Raw genomic sequence first — 16,736 nt, 5'->3', positions numbered from 1 at the left:
GAGCCGTAGGGCAGGCGGGCGGTATCGCCGAGGTAGATGTAGCGCGCGCCGGGGATGAGCGGGAGCAGGTCGCGGAGGACGGTGAGGCCGCCGAAGCCGGAGTCGAAGACGCCGATGGTGGGATTGGGGGGAAGCAGTTGCGGTGGGGTCTTAACGGGCTTAACGGTCATGGCTGATTCGGTTCCTGCGGGGTGGGTGCGGCTTCGGGCTGGGTTGGGGTGGTTGTGGTGTCGATGGCGGGGTAGGAGCGCTTGAGGTCGGCGTGGCCGGCGAGGGTATCGTGGGCCTGGCCGTCGACCAGGAAGCGCACCTCGGTGATTTTTGGGAAGGCGGCGTGGAGGGTGCCGATGATCGAGAGCAGGGTCAGGTTTTCTACTTCGATGCCGGAGGGGTGGTTCTCTACGAAGCTGCCGTGAAGATTGACGACGGCCATTTCGCCGGTCGATTTTGCGGGATTGGCCGGAGCGGCTTTTTGCTGCTGGGGGAGGCCTGTAGTTGCGCTGAGGGTATTGGTGGGCGCGGGGGCGGTGATAGGGAGGGGAAGGAAGAAGACGTCATCGACGGCGGGGCCGCTCTGCAGGACGTGGGCGGAGGTGGGGAGGGAATATTCGCCGAGCAGATGTTCGAGCAGGGCGCGGGCGCGGAGGGTAGGGTCTTGTGGCAGGGCGATCTGCTGTTGGTCGGGCGCGATGGAGCCGTCGGCGTCGTTGGCGAGGTAGAGGGTGACGTCCTGGGTGCTGGCGGTGGTGGGCGCGGCGATGGGGGTGGCATCGTTGAGCGCGGTGAGGCGCTTGTGCGCCTGCTGGCAGCCATGAATGAGGAAGGCGCCCATGAGGAAGATGCCGCCGATGAGGCTCCAGAAGAGGATGCGCTGGTAGCGGGGGATCATTGCGCGGCTCCGTCGGCATTGGCTGCGGTTTCGGTGCGCCATTGGGTGAGGGCAGCGACGATGGCTTCGGCGGCTTGCTGCTGGTAGTTGGCGTTGGAGACCGGGGTGGGCGTGGCGGTGCCGTTAGGCAGCGGAGCCAGCTCGATGGCGATGGCAGGGCAGATGAGGTTGTCGAGCGGAGGGATGGTGGCCTGTCCGAGGATGACGGGGAGCTTCGCCTGGAGCAGAGCGACGCCGATCTGGTTGGCGATGAGACGGCTGTCGGGGACGGAGGCGGCTTGTGCTGTGTTCCAGTGGAGGATGTGGGTGGGGTGCTCGGGCGGAGTGAGCGTGGAGGTGAAGAGGTGGATGCCGGAGCCGCTGCTGGTGGCGTGAAGGGTGAGGCAAACGGCAGGGTGGTCGTGATTGGCGATCTCGGCGCGCTGGTCGGTGGTGAAGGCGGCGGCTGGGTCGGAGGTGCGGGTGGAGATGACGGCGAAGTTGTTCGCGGAGAGCAGGGCGCGGAGGCGGTTGTTGAAGGCGAGGGTGATGTCTTTTTCGAGGAGATCGTTGGGGAGGTGGGCTCCGGTGTCAGGCCCTCCGTGGGCGGGGTCGATGAGGATGAGGGTGCGCTTTGGTGTGAAGGGGACCGTCAGCGGAGGTTTGGTGGCTGGTGGCTGGACTGGCTGAGGGGTTTGGGCGAGCGACGCGAAGCTGCTGAGGGTGAGCAGGATGGCGGCGGCGAATTGCTTCCGGGGGGGAGTCAATGGATTGGGTTGATTGTAATTGGTTGGGGGGATTGTGGCAGAGGGGTGAAGGTGTTGATTCCTCGTAAATGTGAAAAGGAAGGCTTAACGAGCCTGTTACAAAACTTGCACTCCACAATTCAGCTGTCAGAACCAAATCGGAGAAGAGAATCCGGCTTCTCAGGACCGACGTAGGTGACGTAAGGTGAGCAAGGAACTGCTCCCGGCATCGGGGCATCATAAGCGGCATTTGCATCCAACAATCATGTTTGGAAAATGGAACTGGTTGTGTATCGTTTGCGTCGTGAGTGCGATGGCAGGGGCCGCTCCGCTGCACGCGCAGGAGTGCGATGCCTATTTGTTTCCCGGTGATATTGCACAGGCGAAGCAGGCAGTCGTGTCGGTGGCAAAGGCCTGGTTCTACGGCAGCGAGCCGCCGGAGTGTCCGACAGCTGGCGAGCGTTGCCGGAAGACTGCGTACCTGGTGCAAGGGAACGTGGTGCTAACGGGACAGCAGGTGGGAACATTTGTTTGCGCTGCTTTTCTTAATGGAAGACGGCAGACGACAGGATGGTTGAAGACGGAAGCGCTTCATTCTGCGTCATGGACTGTAGCAACAGAGGATTGGGCCGGCACATGGGTGAGAATGGATGGCAAATCGACAATACACGTCCGTACAAGCAAGGATGGCTTGTATGCGGATGCGGATGCGACCTACGCAGTAAGCGCCGAGAACGTGCGGACGGGTGCCGCACAAGGCCCAATCAAGATCGCTGAGGCAGGCGGCGAAAAGATAGCAACTTTCTTCAATGACGGCGACGCACAGTGTCGTGTGACTCTGCGTCGGAGCGGCGCGCTCCTGCTGGTGGACGATGGGGTGCGTGAGGATACGAACTCGCCGTGCGGCGGCATGGGCGTGACCCTGTCGGGCGTATATCGGAAGCACGGGGCGCGATGAGAAGCAGCCGACAGGAGTTCAGGATTGCACCCGCGCGCCGCGTGGGGATTGCGTGCGTATTCTCCGTCCTGGGTTTCGCGCCGTGGGTCGACCGCTATGGTATCGACCAGCATTGGATTCCGACGACCATCGGGCCGTGGATATTCACGGCAGCGATGTTCGCGATTGGCGCAGCGTTTCTGCACTTTGGTGGTGCCGTGCTAGTGGCGTTCGGCTCTGACGAGTTGTTACTGCTGGATACCAGCGCCATGGGACCGCGCGCGGGTGCGATCGCGCGAATGACCGCGGCACCCTCGCGGAAGATTCCGTATCACTCGATTGCCAGTGTGGAGTCGAAGCACAGCACGATGCTGGGGGACAGTATCGCGCTGCATCTGCGGGATGGTGAGGTGATCTTGTTTGGTGGGCAACTTTCATCGAGCGACCGGCGCGCGGTTCTGGCGGAGCTGCAGTCGCGCACAGGACAGCGTATTTAACGGCTTGTGCTGCAGGCCTGAAGCAGACGCTGATTGATGGGGATGAAGCGCGTAACGGCGAAGCCCCACTGTGACTGATTGCCACGCAGGTCGAGGGTGTCGCCTGGCCGTGTATCGTTGAGCGAGCATTGATAGGTGTCCTGCGCGCCGTTGTCGCTGTAGATGGCGAAGCTCTCATTGGTTTCAAGATGCGTGATGCCAGGGTGGCCCTGGAGCTGAAGGTCGACCCAGTCACCGTGTCCGCCCGAGGCCTTGCCGTGGCGGATGCCGGAGGCAGTGACCGTGCCGCGCAGTGTGATCTCGCGTCCGGGATGCAGATGATGAAGGCCGCCCCAAAGGAGGCCATGACTCACGAGGAAGCAGAACACAGCAGCGACGTAGGGCATCGTGTACGTGCTTGATGGGCGGCCGGTGTAACGGCTGGTTGTCGTAGGCAGATGTCTTGCGATGCGGTAGGAGACAGCGATCACGGCAACGATGAAAAGTCCCTGAATGATTCGCATCCACCACGGAGCGATGAAGAGATCTTCTTCGCCGCTCAGCCAGAGGCTGAAGCCGAGAAAGGCGAAGCCGCCCCAGATGACGGTCATGAGCCAGAGCGCGGAAGAAAGCGTAAACCCTGCAAGCGATCGTGTGACGATGCCCGTGAGATTGTCTTTGAAGCTGGGACGTTCCCTCATTGCACACAAGTATAGGACGACGAGCGTGAGAGCTTCGATTGATAACGAGAAACGCTCTTCTCGTCACTTGGGAACCCAACGCGAGGGGAAAGCTTCCTTGCTTCAGAGTCTAGTTTCGTAACGGCGTCTTAACCCCAACGTTACCCATTTAAGAACAAACAACGGCAAAAGCAAATGCGGGGGTTCTTCGCTGCGCTCAGAATGACGGCTTTTTTGAGGGGGTGACGCGGTCATCTGGGGGATGACCGCGCCTTTGGGTTTGGCTTAGTCGAGGGCGTAGATGGCCAGGCCGCTGAGGAGCTTGGGGTAGAAGTCGGTGGACTTCTGCGGCATGACGTCCATGGAGAGGGAGACGTCCTTGAGCTGGTCGAGCGTGATGGGCTTGATGAGGAAGGCTACGTCGGCTTCGCCGCTGGTGACCAGACCGACCGCCTCGTCGACTTCGCGGATGAAGCGGACGTTGCCGAGCTTGGTGATGGTATCGGAGCTGAGGCCGAGGATGCGATCGAGGAGGATGGAGTGGAGTTGGACCACGTCGAGCTGGGCCTGGCGGGTGGGGATGTTCGCCAGTTCCTTGGCGATGACGTCCTTTTTGGCCTTGAGCAGATAGTTGCCGTCTCCGGTGGCGGCGACGATGGCCACGCCCGGAGTTTTGGAGAGGATGCCGATGTCGGGAGAGTCGAGCTGCTCGATGTCGAAGAAGGCCGAGGCCTTGGTGATGAAGTCAGGCGAGCTGAACTCGGGGATGTCGTAGACGACGCGGTGGGTCGGCAGGATAGTGATGCCGGGGGCCTCCATATTGACGAAGGTCATCATCATGGCTGCTTCGGGGAAGGCGGGGACGGGGAGGTGGCCGGTGCCGAGCTTGGAGTCATTGCCCATGTAGGGCTGGTCGAGGGAGAGCTTGAGCTGTGCTGAACGTTCCTGGGCGTAGGCGACGGAGGTCTCGTAGCGGTGGTGGCCGTCGGCGATGATGAGCTTCTTGTCGGCCATGGCGGTGACGAGGAGGTTGATGAGCTGCGGATCGGTGAGCTTCCAGACCTTGTGGACGACGCCGTACTCGTCGGTGATGGCGAGGTCGGCTGCTGAGCCGCTGTCGAAGATGAGCTTTTCGGCGGTGAAGGCGGGGTCGGAGTAGAGCATGTAGATCTGCTCGCAGTAGGCGCGGGTGGCCTTGAAGAGGCTCAGGCGGTCGGACTTGTGCTTGGGGAAGGTCTGCTCGTGGCGGTAGACGACCTTGTCGGCGTAGTCGTAGAGGTGGCCGAGGGCGATGAAGCCGCGGCGCTCGCGCACCTCGTCGGTGTGGGGAACGGTGTAGGTCTGGGAGTAGCCGTAGAGAGCAGGCTCGGCCTCTTCGCGGAGGATGTTGTCCTTGCGCCAGTTGTGGAGGGTTTCGGCGGCGCGGGTGTAGGTGTTCTCGTCGTCGGTGTCGGTGGGGAACTGCTTGCCGAGGATGACGCGGATCAGGTTGTAGGGGCTGGTCTCGTAGTAGCGCTCCTGCATGGCCGGGGTGATCTTGTCGTAGGGCTGAGTGACGACGTCCTCCATCTTGACGCGGGAGGTGTCGTAACGAAGGGCGCGGAAGGGGTAGATACGGGCCATGCTTTTTGTTTTCTCCAGAGATGGGGTATGAGGTTATTGTACGGGTGTTGTGTGAATTGGTGGCGTCAGCGACGGTTTGAGGCAACCGCAACGGGCTGGTTCTCGTCCAGTGACACAGGGGACCGAAGATCGGCGTAAGTTGCGTGCGTGGTCGATTGGCTGAAGGCGTATGGTGGGAGATTCCTTCTCTGGTTCAGGCAAGGTACGGGTACTGATATGCCGGGTGCAGGCGATGCGTTTGGTTGTTGGCTGAAGCGAGGTCTTGCCGTTTCGATTCTGATGCTGTGCGCCATGGGCTGGGGCGGTGTGGCCCGGGCGCAGGAGAACCCGCTGGACCAGGTGCAGACGCAGGCTCCGCCTCCACCGAAGAAGACGCCGGAGGATGCGAAGCCGGTGCTCGAGGGCGCGGGAAATGTGGCGGCCCATGCTACCTCGCACCGAAATTCGCGGATTCGCGTGGACGTGAACCTGGTGCTGGTTCCGATGACTGTGACCGACCCGATGAACCGGCTGGTGACGGGGCTGGACAAGGAGAACTTTCAGATCTTCGACGACAATCTAGGGCAGACCATCAAGAGCTTTTCGACCGACGACGCGCCGGTATCGATTGGGGTGGTCTTCGATTTGAGTGGGAGCATGACGTCGAAGTTCATGCGTTCGCAGAAGGCGTTGACGGAGTTTCTACGCACGTCGAACCCGAAGGACGAGTTTTTTGTGGTGGGGTTCAACGACCGTCCGGCCGTGATTGTGGACTACACGTCGGAGGTGGACGACGTTGAGGCGCGGATGGTGATGCTGAAGCCGGAGAAGCGGACGGCGCTGATCGACGCGGTCTATCTGGCGGTGGACAAACTGAAGGAGGCGAAGTACGACCGCAAGGCGCTCCTGATTATCTCGGACGGCGGCGACAACCGCAGCCGGTATACCGAGGGCGAGCTGCGCCGGGCAGTGCGGGAGAGCGATGTGCAGATCTATTCGATCGGGATCTTCGACGCGTATGCGCCGACTCCCGAGGAGCAGACCGGGCCACTGCTGCTGGCGGATATGTGCGATGCCACAGGCGGGCGGATGTTTCGCGTGAACGATGTGTCGGAGCTGGGAGATATTGCCGCACGGATCAGCGCGGAGCTGCGCAACGAATATGTCATCGGATATACGCCGTCGGGGCTGAAACAGGATGGGAACTGGCGTAAATTGAAGGTACGATTGCTTCCACCGCCCGGGCTTCCCCCGCTGACGGTGCACAATCGCCAGGGGTACTATGCACCTTCGGAGTAACCGGTTTTGGCCGCTGGCGTTGGCGGCGGGGATGTTGATGGTGGGGACTGCGCCGGTGGGCGCGTGGGCGCAGCAGCCAGCTACAGGACAACCATCGCTGACGGTGGACCGCGATCCGGTGGCGTCGCCGGACCCCGAGACGCAGGCTGCTCCGGCGACGGGAGAGGCGCAGGGGCTTCCGCAGCAGACGATTGAAAAGGCTGGCGGCGGACGATATACGCTCCGTGAAAATGCGTATGAGGTGCGGCTGAACGCTACCGTCGTGGATGGCAGCGGGCGCTCGATCCAGACGCTGGACAAGGACGCCTTTCATGTCTACGAGGACGGAGTTTCGCAGACGATCTCGTCATTCCGGCACGAGGACCTGCCGGTCTCGCTGGGGATATTGATCGATAGCTCGGGGTCGATGTATGACAAGCGGGCGGCGGTGGAAGAGGCCTCGCTGGATCTGGTGAAGTTGTCGAATCCAGAGGATGAGGCGTTCGTGGTGGACTTTTCGTGGGAGGCGTTCATCGACCAGGACTTTACCAGCGACATCAATAAGCTGCAGAAGGGGCTGGACTATATCAAGTCCAGCGGCGGGACGGCGCTCTATGATGCGCTGGTGGCGTCGGCAGATTACACGTCCAAGAATGCGAAGCATCCCAAGCAGGTGCTGTTGGTGATTACCGATGGCGAAGACAATGCCTCGACGGCGACGCTGGAGCAGACGATCCGCAGGATTCAGGATATCGACGGCCCGGTGATCTACAGCATCGGCCTGCTGTTTGGGCAGGATACGGACAAGCGCGAGGCGCGTCATGCGCGCAGGGTGCTGGAGGCGCTGTCGGAGGAGACGGGCGGCGTGGCTTATTTCCCCAAGTCGGTGCAGGATGTGGACGAGATTGCGGCCGAGGTCGCTAAAGACATTCGGACGCAGTACACGATTGCGTATCACTCGACCAAGTCGCCTACGCTGGGCGGATACAGGCAGGTGCATGTCGAGGCCAAGGAAAAAGGGATGAGCAGGCTGTCAGTGCGGACGCGGGCTGGGTACTTCCCCAAGGTGGCGAATGCTGACACCACCACGGACAAAGGGCTGACCGATCCGGGGAAGCGGCAGCAGTGATGCGGGTTGCGGAGAGCATCCTCGATCTGGTGGGGCAGACGCCGATGGTGCGGCTCGGGCATTTGAGCCCGTCTGGCGGCGCGGAGATTTGGGCCAAGCTGGAGTTTCTGAATCCGGGCGGCAGCATCAAGGACAGGGCTGCGCTGGGGATTGTTCTGGATGCCGAGCGGCGTGGCGTGCTGCGGCCGGGTTCGACGATTGTGGAGGCGACGGCAGGAAATACCGGCGTGGGTCTGGCGCTGATCGGCGTGAATCGCGGCTACAGGGTGATGCTGTATGTGCCGGAGGGATTTGCGGAGGAGAAGTGCATCCTGATGCGTGGGCTTGGAGCTACGGTGGTGCGGACTCCCGAGGCCGAAGGGATGGCTGGCGCGATTCGGCGGGCGCTGGAGTACGAGGCCGAGACCGAAGGCGCGTTTGCGGCGTTGCAGTTTGAGAATCCGGCGAACCCGGACTTTCATGAGCAGACGACGGCGGTTGAGATCTGGGAGCAGATGGAAGGCCGTGTCGATGCGTGGGTCTCGGGCATCGGGTCGGCAGGGACGTTTACCGGCGTGGCTCGATTTCTGAAGGCGCATCGTCCGTCGGGGATTAATGTGGCGGTGGAGACGCAGGGCAGCGTGTTGCAGGGCGGTTTGCCGGGACCGCATAAGGTCGAAGGGATCGGCGTGGCGTTTGTGCCGGTGACGTTTGACCGGAGCGTGTGTGACCGGATCATCAAGGTAATGGATGATCATGCGTTTGCGATGGTGAAGCGGCTGGCTGCGGAGGAGGGTGTCTTCGCGGGGTCGAGTGCGGGGGCGATGCTGTATGCGGCGGTGGAGGTGGCTCGGGAGCTGGGTACGGGGAAACGAGTGGTGACGGTGATTCCGGATTCGGCGGAGAGGTATCTGTCGAAGGGGATTTTGGGGTGAGGGGTTTGCTACGGAGATTTTCGTGGCGCTACGAGCAAGATGCGGGGGTTCTTCGCTGCGCTCAGAATGACAGAGGGTTGAAATATGTCAGAGAAGAAGCTGGGATTTGCTACGCGGGCGATCCATGATGGGCAGGAACCGGATGAGTTGACGGGCGCGGTGAATGTGCCGATCTATCTGACTTCGACCTATCAGCAGGAAGAGATTGGCAAGAACAAGGGGCATGAGTATGCTCGGCTGACGAACCCGACGCGCGATGCGCTGGAGGAGAGCCTGCGCTCGCTCGAAGGCGGGACCAGCGCCCATGCGTTTGCCAGCGGCATGGCTGCGATTACGGCGATGTGCACCATGATGAAGGCGGGCGACCATGTGGTGTGCTCGGACAATGTCTATGGCGGCACAGCGCGGCTCTTCGACAAGGTGATGGCTAACTATGGGCTCACCTTTACCTATGTGGACAGCAGCGTGGCGGAGAATGTGGCGTCGGCGATTACACCGGCGACCAAGCTGGTGCACATCGAGACGCCGACCAACCCGATGATGGCGATTACGGACATTCGCGCGGTGGCCGATATCTGCCATGCGCGTGGGGTGGAGTTGAGCGTCGATAACACTTTCTTATCGCCCTACTTGCAGCAGCCTATCGCGCTGGGCGCGGACATCGTGATGCATTCGACGACGAAGTTTTTGAATGGGCACTCGGATGGGTTGGGCGGTGTTCTGGTCTGCACCAAGCCCGAGCAGGCGGAGCGCTTCCGGTTTGTGCAGAAGTGTACGGGCGGGATTCTGTCGCCGTTTGAAAGCTATCTGCTGCTGCGCGGAGTGAAGACGCTGGCGGTGCGGATGAAGCAGCACGATGCGAATGGACGTGTTGTCGCCGATTTCCTGAAGGGCCACAGGGCGGTGAAGCGGGTGTTCTATCCGGGGCTTGCGGAGCATCCGCAGCATGAGCTGGCGAAGCGGCAGCAGAGCGGATTTGGGTCAATGATCTCGGTGGAGCTGGGTTCGCTGGAGCGGGCGAACGCTTTCGCGAAGGCGTTGCGGCTGGGCTATCTGGCGGAGAGCCTCGGTGGGGTGGAGACGCTGATCTGCCATCCGGCGAGCATGACCCATGCGGCGGTTGGTGCGGAGGGCAGGGCTCGGCTGGGGATTACCGATGGGCTGATGCGGATCAGCGTGGGGATCGAGGACGTGGAGGATATCGTCGCGGATTTGGGGCAGGCTTTGGATGGGCTGGGGTAGAGCGGGTAAAAAAGACAAAGGCGAAATACAGGGGTCTCTCCACTGCGCTTCGCTCCGGTCGAGATGACGTGCTTTTGTTGGCTGACGATGGTTTTGGAAAGCTCTATTTTGCGGCTGCCTCGAGGGTGTCGGCGGCGTGGTTGAGGGCTTCGGTCAGGGCTGCTAGTTGCGATTGGGCGCGCGAGGCGTCGTTGGCTTCGATGGCCTCGTTGACGCCGGGGATGACCACGGCCTCGTAGCCGGTGTACTCGCCGGGATCATAGATAAGGTGCTTGTACCAAGGGCGGTGGGGCAGGCCGGATTGATTGAGGAATGCCTCCTCGGTGGCACGCAGAGCAACGTTGAGCTGGGCGGTGTCGGCGGGTGGGTTGAGCTGGACGGCGCGAATGGCGGTACCGGCGGCGGCGAAGCGCTTGGCTGCAGCCAGAGCGGCGGTGAAGTCGAGATTCAGTCCGACCTTTGCGGCGTGGCGTTGGGCGGCTTCGAGGTAGCCCAGCGTCTCTTTGCCGTAGAGCTGGTAGTCGTAGGGCAGCACGTCGGCGTCGGCCATGTGCAGGACTTCGAGGCCGAAGACGCGGGCCATCTCCTGCTCATAGACGAAGGTGGGGTCGGCGAATTTGATGAACCAGTTGTAGTCGTCGAAGGTGGAGTGATAGACGCCGTAGGGGCCTTCGGAGCCGATGTCGGTCGATGGGACGCCGACGTGTTGGAGGAAGGGCGTGTAGTCGGAGCCGGAGCCGAGGTTGTCGATGGGGACGGTGGTCTCGGTTTTAGCGTCGTCCCCCTTGGGAGATTCGGCCTTCTTCCACTGATCGTAGACGGTGCCGCCTTTTGGGCTGGGGACTTCAGTGGTGGCTTCGCGGACGAACTGCTTGAGCGAAGGCACGGCAGCGGCGCTGAAGTCGGGGCCGGAGACACTGACGTCGGTGTTGAAGTAGGCGACGGCGTGGCGCAGCTCGGCGGCGTGCTGCTCGACCCACTCGGTGGAGCCGACGAGGCCTTCTTCTTCGGCGTCCCAACTCGCGAAGAGGATGGTGCGTTTGGGCTTCCAGCCCTGCTTGAGCAGGTCGCCGATGCCATGGACGGTCTCGAGCATGGCGGCGGTGCCGCTGCTGGGATCGACGGCGCCGTAGACCCAGGCGTCGCGATGGTTGCCGGCGATGACCCAGTTGTCGCTGGTGTCGGTGCCGGGTACCTTGCCGATGACGTCCCAGATGGTGCGCAGGGCGTAGTCCTGCTGGATGTTCATGTGGACGGTCACGGCATTGGTGCCGCCGAGGTGATAGGCGAAGGGCAGAGCGCCCTGCCATCCGTGTGGCGTCTCGGGACCTTCGAGTGCCCTGAGAATCGGCTCTGCATCTTTATAAGAAATCGGGTTGGAGGGGATGGAGGCCAGGTCAATCGGATTTTTGGTGCGCTGGGAGTCGGGGAGATCGGGCGTGGAGGCGATGCCGGGGGTCTCAGGATCGCCGGGATAGATTGGCAGGAACTGCACCGAGCCGCGTTGCACGCCGGAGGCCGGGCGGAAGGGTCCTTTGGGGTAAGAGTCGCCGCGGAAGTAGCCGTCGTCGGCGGGGTCGGAGTAGATAAGGACGCCTTTGGCTCCATACTGCTGGGCGATGTAGACCTTGACGCCGCGGAAGTTTTGTCCGTAGCGGACGAGGACGATCTTGTCCTTGACGCTGATGCCGAGGTCGGCGAGCTTTTTGAAGTCGGCGAGGGTGCCGTAGTTGGCGTAGACGACCGGGGCGGTGACGTCGCCGGAGGGGGAGTATCCATTGAAGGCGGGGAGGACGCGAGGATCGTTCTGGCCGGGGTCGCCGCCGTATTTTATGGGATCGACGTGCTCGGGCGTGGGGCCGGACATGAGCCTGGTGCCGTCGGCATCGAAGGCTTCGATGAGGATGCTTTTGGGCTTGTTGAGCAGAACTTTGTAGGGGAGGATGCTGGTTTCGAGGCCAGCGGCCTTGAATTTGGCGGCGACGTAGAGGGCGGTCTTGTAGTCCTCGGGGGAGCTGGCCCAGTGAGGCTCGGCGGTGAGGATCTTGAGGTGCTCGCCGGCGAGCTTGGCGTCGGGTACGGTCATGAAAGCGGCGTCCCATTTGGCCTGCTGGGTGAAGTCACGATAGCCGAAGACCTGTTGTGGCGCAGGCTGCTGCGCGGAGACGGCGATGGCGGCGAAAAGGGTCAGGATGGCCAGAATGCGGGGAGAGGTCAACGGTTTGCCTTGGGAAAAGATTGGTTGGCGGGGGAATCAGCGATGCAGCGATGCCCACGGCTAGAGCGTGGGCATCGCTGCACGGCGTTGTACTTCGCCGGCCTTAGGCGACGGGCTGGCCGCAGAACTTGCAGCGGTGCGCGGCGAGGGGAATCTCCGAGAGGCACTCGCCGCAGGTCTTGTTGGTGACGGCGGCGGGGCCTTTTACCTTGGCCAGCAAATGATTGGAGGGAAGCACAAGGAAGAAGTAAATGACGAAGGCGAGCAGGAAGAAGGCGATCACCGCATTGATGAAGTTGCCGTACGTCACGACTCCGCCATGGATGTGGGCCACAAGGGCAGAGAAGTCTGGTTTGCCGACAAATGCAGCTATCAGGGGATTGATGATGTCCTTGGTGAGGGACGCGACGATCGTTGAGAAAGCCGCACCAATGATAACGGCGACAGCCAGATCCAGGACATTGCCACGTAGGACGAAGTCACGAAAGCCTTTTAGCATCGGTTGATCTCCTTGAAACGAAAGTTGTAGTTCAGAAAACACGCCGAGTATACGCCAGCAGGATTCGGTTAGCGCAAGAGCTGGAGCAGTTATTCGCTCAATATCTGGGGCCGGGTCTCGAAGTCGGCACCGAAGGTGAAGCGCTCGACGATCATGCAGAAGATGTGCTCGAGGGCGAGGTGCGACTCCTGAATGTTCATGGTGACGACCGAGGGGATGACGATGTTGTAGTTACAGAGGCAGCGCATCTCTCCACCGTCGTTTCCGGTGAAGCCGATGGTGGTGATCCCCATCTTCTGGGCCTGGTGAAGGGCTTTGACGATGTTGGGGGAGTTGCCGGAGGTGGAGATGCCGAGAAAGACGTCGCCGGGCTGGCCGAGGGCTTCGACCTGACGCTCGAAGAGGCGGTCGAAGCCGAAGTCGTTGCCGGTGGCGGTGAGGATGGAGGAGTCAGTGGTGAGGGCGATGGCTCGCAGAGCAGGCCTGTTGACGGTGAGTCGCACGACGAACTCGGCGACGAGATGTTGGGCGTCCGCCGCGGAGCCTCCGTTGCCCGCGACCAGCAGTTTATTGCCGGCCTTCATGGCCTTGGCGGTAAGTTCGCCAATGCTGATGAGGGTGTCGGCGATCTGGGGGTCGTCGAGGACGGCCTGCATGGTGGCGATGGACTGGGCCAGTTGCTTTTGAACGAGTTCCTTCATCGGGCTCCGTAATCTTGCTGATCTGTAATGGTACCGTGCGAATGCTGCTGCCCGGTTAAACGCGCTTTGTCTAGGCAGGGAAATCAATACGCGGGATACAATTTGCGCTGTGCGGTAGGATGCTTTTTGGCGTGACAGGAGATGTAAAGCAGATGATGACGAAGTTGCTGCGGGTTGGTGGGAGTGTGCTGGCAGTGGTGTTGGGTGTGGGAATGGCGCAGGGGCAGCAGGCACCGGATGCAGCAGCAGGGAAGACGCTGTTGCTTTGGCCCGGCGGGGCTCCGGGAGCGCAGGGAACCGCGGATGTGGACCAGCCGACGCTGACGGTTTATCTGCCGTCGGGAGTGAATGCGACGAAGACGGGAGTCGTGGTCGCACCAGGGGGCGGGTATCAGCATCTTTCGATGACCAAAGAGGGATCGGATATTGCTCACTGGTTGAATGAGCGCGGCGTTGCGGCATTTGTGCTGAAGTATCGTCTGGGGCCGACGTACCACAATCCCATCGAGCTTGGAGACGCGCAGCGGGCGATTCGCATGGTGCGGGCCAATGCGGCAGAGTACGGTATCGCGCCGGACCATCTTGGGATGTGGGGTTTTTCGGCGGGCGGGCACCTGACAGCTACGACGGGCACCCACTTCGACGCTGGTAATCCCAGCGCGACAGATACGATCGACCGGCAGAGCAGCAGGCCTGATTTTTTGATTCTTGCCTACCCTGTCATTACGATGTTGGACCCGTCTGTTCATTCCGGTTCGCGGAAGTATTTGCTGGGAGACACCCCTGATCCTGCACTGGAGCAGTCGATGTCGGCGGAGTTGCAGGTGACGAAGGATACGCCGCCAACCTTCCTGTTCGCGACGACGGATGATGGGACGGTGCCAGTCATGAACAGCGTGATGTTTTATTCGGCGCTGGTGAAGGCCGGCGTTCCAGCGGAGATGCACCTGTTCCAGCAGGGAGCGCATGGGGCCGGACTGGCGGTTACGAATCCTCAGTTGAGCGTATGGCCTGATCTGCTGATCAAGTGGATGCGGGAGCGGGGGTATGCCGCGCCTGCTGCAGTACCGTCGGCGACCACAGGGAATTGACGGAAATTTGATGATGACGGTTGCGGAGTTTCGAGCGGTGGAAGGCGGGGAGTCGACCGGAGCTCTCCTCGCCCTCTGGTGGGACGCGCGGGGCGACTGGCAGAAGGCGCATGAGATCGCCCAGGATGTGCCGGGTGCGGACGGGGCATGCGTCCATGCCTATCTGCACCGCAAAGAGGGCGATGTGGGGAACGCCGCTTACTGGTATCACCGGGCGGGGCGAGAGACGGCGGAGGGCGACTCGCGGAATGAGTGGGAACAGATTGTCGGAGAGATACTTGCGCGGGGTTGAGTTTATTGCTGGCAGATGAATTTACGGCTTTGTATTGCTGGCCATCTTGTGTAGATTAAATGAATCAGTGCAAAATGTGCCTTCGCTCCCACGATGTGGCGAAGTTGCTGTTTTTGTTCACACCGCCATGACCGCGGGTTTGCCGAAGTATCTCTTTCATCGTTCCTCCAAATTCTGAAAAGAGTGGTAGACACATGCGTCTTCGAGCGGCCAAGGTATTTCTTTCATTTTTGTTCGTCCTGATCTTCGGTGGATCGGTCCTGTGCGGATCGGTCGCGATGGCACAGACGTCCGCGACGGCGCAGACAGACCGGATTGCCGCACTCGAAAAGCAGGAGAACGAGAACGCAGCGGCGATTGCCGCGGCCCAGACGGCTGGAGATAACGGCTGGATGCTGGTCTCGGCGGCGCTGGTGCTGATGATGAGCGGCCCGGGGCTGGCGCTGTTCTACGGCGGACTGGTGCGCAAGAAGAACATTCTCGGAACGATGATGCAGACCTTCGCCATGATGGCCGTGATTACAGTGCTGTGGGGGCTGCTGACCTACTCGCTTGCCTTCAGCAGCGGCAACGCGTTTATCGGCGGATTGCACAATGCGTTTCTGCACGGCGTGGGGCTGGCGCCGGACAAGGCCTATGCGGGGACGATTCCTTTGCAGACCTTCATGATCTATCAGATGATGTTCGCCATCATCACCCCGGCGCTGATCACTGGAGCCTTTGCCGAGCGCATGAAGTTTTCTGCGATGGTGGTATTCACGGTGCTGTGGTCGATCATCGTCTATAGCCCGATGGCGCACATGGTCTGGGGCCAGGGCGGATTTTTGAATGCGACCGGGTCGCTTCCTTGCCTTGATTTTGCAGGCGGAACGGTGGTGCATGTCACCTCGGGCGTCTCGGCACTGGTGACGGCGATCTATCTGGGCAAGCGCATCGGGTATCCGAAGATTCCGATGCCGCCGCACTCGGTGGTGCTGAGCTTTGTGGGTGCCTGCCTGTTGTGGGTGGGTTGGTTTGGATTCAACGCCGGATCGGCGTTATCGGCTGGTACGCTGGCGACCTCGGCCTTTGTGGCGACGCAGTTTGGCGCCGCGGCGGCGGTGATTGGCTGGACGGCGGTGGAGTGGATTCGGCAGGGCAAGCCGTCGGCGCTGGGAGCAATCTCGGGCGCTGTGGCTGGTTTGGTCGCGATTACGCCTGCGGCCGGATTTGTATCGCCGATGTCGGCATTGTGGATCGGCCTGATCGCCGGAGCCTTCTGCTACATGATGGTGGTGAAGGTTAAGAGCTGGTTTGGCTATGACGACTCACTCGATGCCTTCGGAATCCATGGCGCGGGGGGCACGCTGGGAGCTTTGCTGACGGGCCTCTTCGCGAACAGCGCCATCAATCCCATCTTCGGCGCGGGCAAGGCTACCGGGCTGTTCGAGGGCAACTGGCGCCAATTGTTCCACCAGGCGTTCGGGGTTGGGCTGGCGTGGGCGATCTCGATTGTGGGTACGCTTATCATTCTGTTCGTCGTAGACAAGACGATCGGCCTGAGAGTGAGCGAAGAAGACGAGCGCATCGGGCTTGACCTGTCGCAACACGGCGAAGAAGGATACGATTGGGCTCATTAGTATCGCGGTAGATAGAGACTAAGAGTGTTCGAGAGGATAGACGGCTATGCAGAAGATTGAAGCGGTGATTCAACCATCGAAGCTGGACGCGGTGAAGGATGCGCTGGTGGAGATTGGCGTTGAAGGAATGACGATCACCGAGGCCCGCGGTCACGGGCGGCAGAAGGGCCATACGGAGTTCTACCGGGGTCGCGAGTATTCGGTCGACCTGTTGCCCAAGGTGAAGCTGGAACTGGTAGTCAAGGACGAGATGCTGGACAAAGCCATCACCGCGATTACGACGGCGGCGCGGACAGGCACCATCGGCGACGGCAAGATTTTTGTTTCGAAGATTGATGAGGCCATTCGCATCCGCAACGATGAGCGTGGCGAGGTCGCGCTTTAGCAAATTTAGAACCATCAATGTTCTTCAGCAGCCTCTCTGGGCTTGGGTTTTCTTCAGGA

General features: G+C 61.2%; 17 protein-coding genes. 10 read left to right on the top strand and 7 right to left on the bottom strand.

Annotation, left to right across the window (positions count from 1 at the left end):
- Positions 1-166 precede the first annotated feature (166 nt).
- Both GSQ81_RS11095 and GSQ81_RS11090 read right to left on the bottom strand, forming a co-directional pair.
- On the bottom strand, positions 167-889 hold the full coding sequence (locus GSQ81_RS11095; RefSeq protein ID WP_158910808.1) for a GerMN domain-containing protein: 723 nt from the start codon (positions 887-889) through the stop codon (positions 167-169).
- Positions 886-1,635, bottom strand: coding sequence for an N-acetylmuramoyl-L-alanine amidase (locus GSQ81_RS11090; protein ID WP_158910807.1), 750 nt, complete (start codon positions 1,633-1,635; stop codon positions 886-888). Before GSQ81_RS11090 ends, GSQ81_RS11095 begins: the two co-directional genes overlap by 4 nt.
- Before the next feature lie 265 nt (positions 1,636-1,900).
- Between GSQ81_RS11090 and GSQ81_RS11085 the strand changes: the two genes are divergently transcribed.
- A complete protein-coding gene (locus GSQ81_RS11085; protein WP_216846420.1) occupies positions 1,901-2,572 on the top strand; it encodes a hypothetical protein in 672 nt (223 codons plus the stop codon).
- The gene (locus tag GSQ81_RS11080; RefSeq protein WP_158910805.1) at positions 2,569-3,048 is read left to right on the top strand and encodes a hypothetical protein; all 480 of its coding nucleotides are present in this window, start codon (positions 2,569-2,571) and stop codon (positions 3,046-3,048) included. The genes GSQ81_RS11085 and GSQ81_RS11080 overlap by 4 nt, the downstream gene beginning before the upstream one ends.
- Here the strand turns inward: GSQ81_RS11080 and GSQ81_RS11075 are convergent.
- Together GSQ81_RS11075 and GSQ81_RS11070 are read right to left on the bottom strand one after the other, a co-directional pair.
- Positions 3,045-3,728, bottom strand: coding sequence for a hypothetical protein (locus tag GSQ81_RS11075; protein ID WP_158910804.1), 684 nt, complete (start codon positions 3,726-3,728; stop codon positions 3,045-3,047). The genes GSQ81_RS11080 and GSQ81_RS11075 overlap by 4 nt on opposite strands.
- A 264-nt stretch (positions 3,729-3,992) precedes the next feature.
- Positions 3,993-5,330 (bottom strand): DUF1015 domain-containing protein, encoded by a 1,338-nt coding sequence (locus GSQ81_RS11070; protein WP_158910803.1) that lies wholly within the window; start codon positions 5,328-5,330, stop codon positions 3,993-3,995.
- 147 nt (positions 5,331-5,477) lie between these two features.
- On the opposite strand from GSQ81_RS11070, the gene GSQ81_RS11065 reads away from it, so the two are divergent.
- The 4 genes from GSQ81_RS11065 (at position 5,478) to GSQ81_RS11050 (ending at position 9,872) form a co-directional block, all read left to right on the top strand.
- Positions 5,478-6,608: a VWA domain-containing protein gene (locus tag GSQ81_RS11065; protein WP_254060126.1), complete on the top strand. Its 1,131-nt coding sequence runs from the start codon at positions 5,478-5,480 to the stop codon at positions 6,606-6,608.
- Positions 6,592-7,716, top strand: a complete 1,125-nt coding sequence (locus tag GSQ81_RS11060; protein WP_158910802.1) for a VWA domain-containing protein — start codon at positions 6,592-6,594, stop codon at positions 7,714-7,716. Before GSQ81_RS11065 ends, GSQ81_RS11060 begins: the two co-directional genes overlap by 17 nt.
- Complete coding sequence (locus tag GSQ81_RS11055) at positions 7,716-8,630, top strand: PLP-dependent cysteine synthase family protein (RefSeq protein ID WP_158912183.1); 915 nt, start codon at positions 7,716-7,718, stop codon at positions 8,628-8,630. The genes GSQ81_RS11060 and GSQ81_RS11055 overlap by 1 nt, the downstream gene beginning before the upstream one ends.
- An 84-nt stretch (positions 8,631-8,714) precedes the next feature.
- A complete protein-coding gene (locus GSQ81_RS11050) occupies positions 8,715-9,872 on the top strand; it encodes a PLP-dependent aspartate aminotransferase family protein (RefSeq protein ID WP_158910801.1) in 1,158 nt (385 codons plus the stop codon).
- A gap of 103 nt (positions 9,873-9,975) precedes the next feature.
- On the opposite strand, the gene GSQ81_RS11045 is transcribed toward GSQ81_RS11050, so the two are convergent.
- From GSQ81_RS11045 to GSQ81_RS11035, 3 genes are all read right to left on the bottom strand, one after another.
- Positions 9,976-12,090, bottom strand: coding sequence for a M28 family metallopeptidase (locus GSQ81_RS11045; RefSeq protein WP_158910800.1), 2,115 nt, complete (start codon positions 12,088-12,090; stop codon positions 9,976-9,978).
- Between the two features lie 103 nt (positions 12,091-12,193).
- Positions 12,194-12,589 (bottom strand): large conductance mechanosensitive channel protein MscL, encoded by a 396-nt coding sequence (gene mscL, locus GSQ81_RS11040; RefSeq protein WP_158910799.1) that lies wholly within the window; start codon positions 12,587-12,589, stop codon positions 12,194-12,196.
- An 89-nt stretch (positions 12,590-12,678) separates the two neighbouring features.
- A complete protein-coding gene (locus GSQ81_RS11035) occupies positions 12,679-13,290 on the bottom strand; it encodes a D-sedoheptulose 7-phosphate isomerase (protein ID WP_158910798.1) in 612 nt (203 codons plus the stop codon).
- 152 nt (positions 13,291-13,442) lie between these two features.
- Between GSQ81_RS11035 and GSQ81_RS11030 the strand changes: the two genes are divergently transcribed.
- The 4 genes from GSQ81_RS11030 to GSQ81_RS11015 all read left to right on the top strand — a co-directional run bounded on the left by GSQ81_RS11030 (position 13,443) and on the right by GSQ81_RS11015 (position 16,677).
- Entirely contained in the window at positions 13,443-14,381 is a 939-nt protein-coding gene (locus GSQ81_RS11030) for an alpha/beta hydrolase (protein WP_158910797.1), read from the top strand.
- Positions 14,338-14,673: a hypothetical protein gene (locus tag GSQ81_RS11025; RefSeq protein WP_254060125.1), complete on the top strand. Its 336-nt coding sequence runs from the start codon at positions 14,338-14,340 to the stop codon at positions 14,671-14,673. Before GSQ81_RS11030 ends, GSQ81_RS11025 begins: the two co-directional genes overlap by 44 nt.
- A 194-nt stretch (positions 14,674-14,867) precedes the next feature.
- Positions 14,868-16,292 carry an ammonium transporter gene (locus GSQ81_RS11020; RefSeq protein WP_158910796.1) on the top strand — a complete coding sequence of 475 codons (1,425 nt, stop codon included), beginning with the start codon at positions 14,868-14,870 and terminating at the stop codon, positions 16,290-16,292.
- Positions 16,293-16,338: 46 nt separating this feature from the next.
- Positions 16,339-16,677 (top strand): P-II family nitrogen regulator, encoded by a 339-nt coding sequence (locus tag GSQ81_RS11015; protein ID WP_158910795.1) that lies wholly within the window; start codon positions 16,339-16,341, stop codon positions 16,675-16,677.
- Positions 16,678-16,736: the final 59 nt, after the last annotated feature.

It is taken from the genome of Granulicella sp. L56 (genome assembly GCF_009765835.1).
GTDB lineage: Bacteria > Acidobacteriota > Terriglobia > Terriglobales > Acidobacteriaceae > Edaphobacter.
This window is presented reverse-complemented; position numbering and strand designations above follow the sequence as displayed.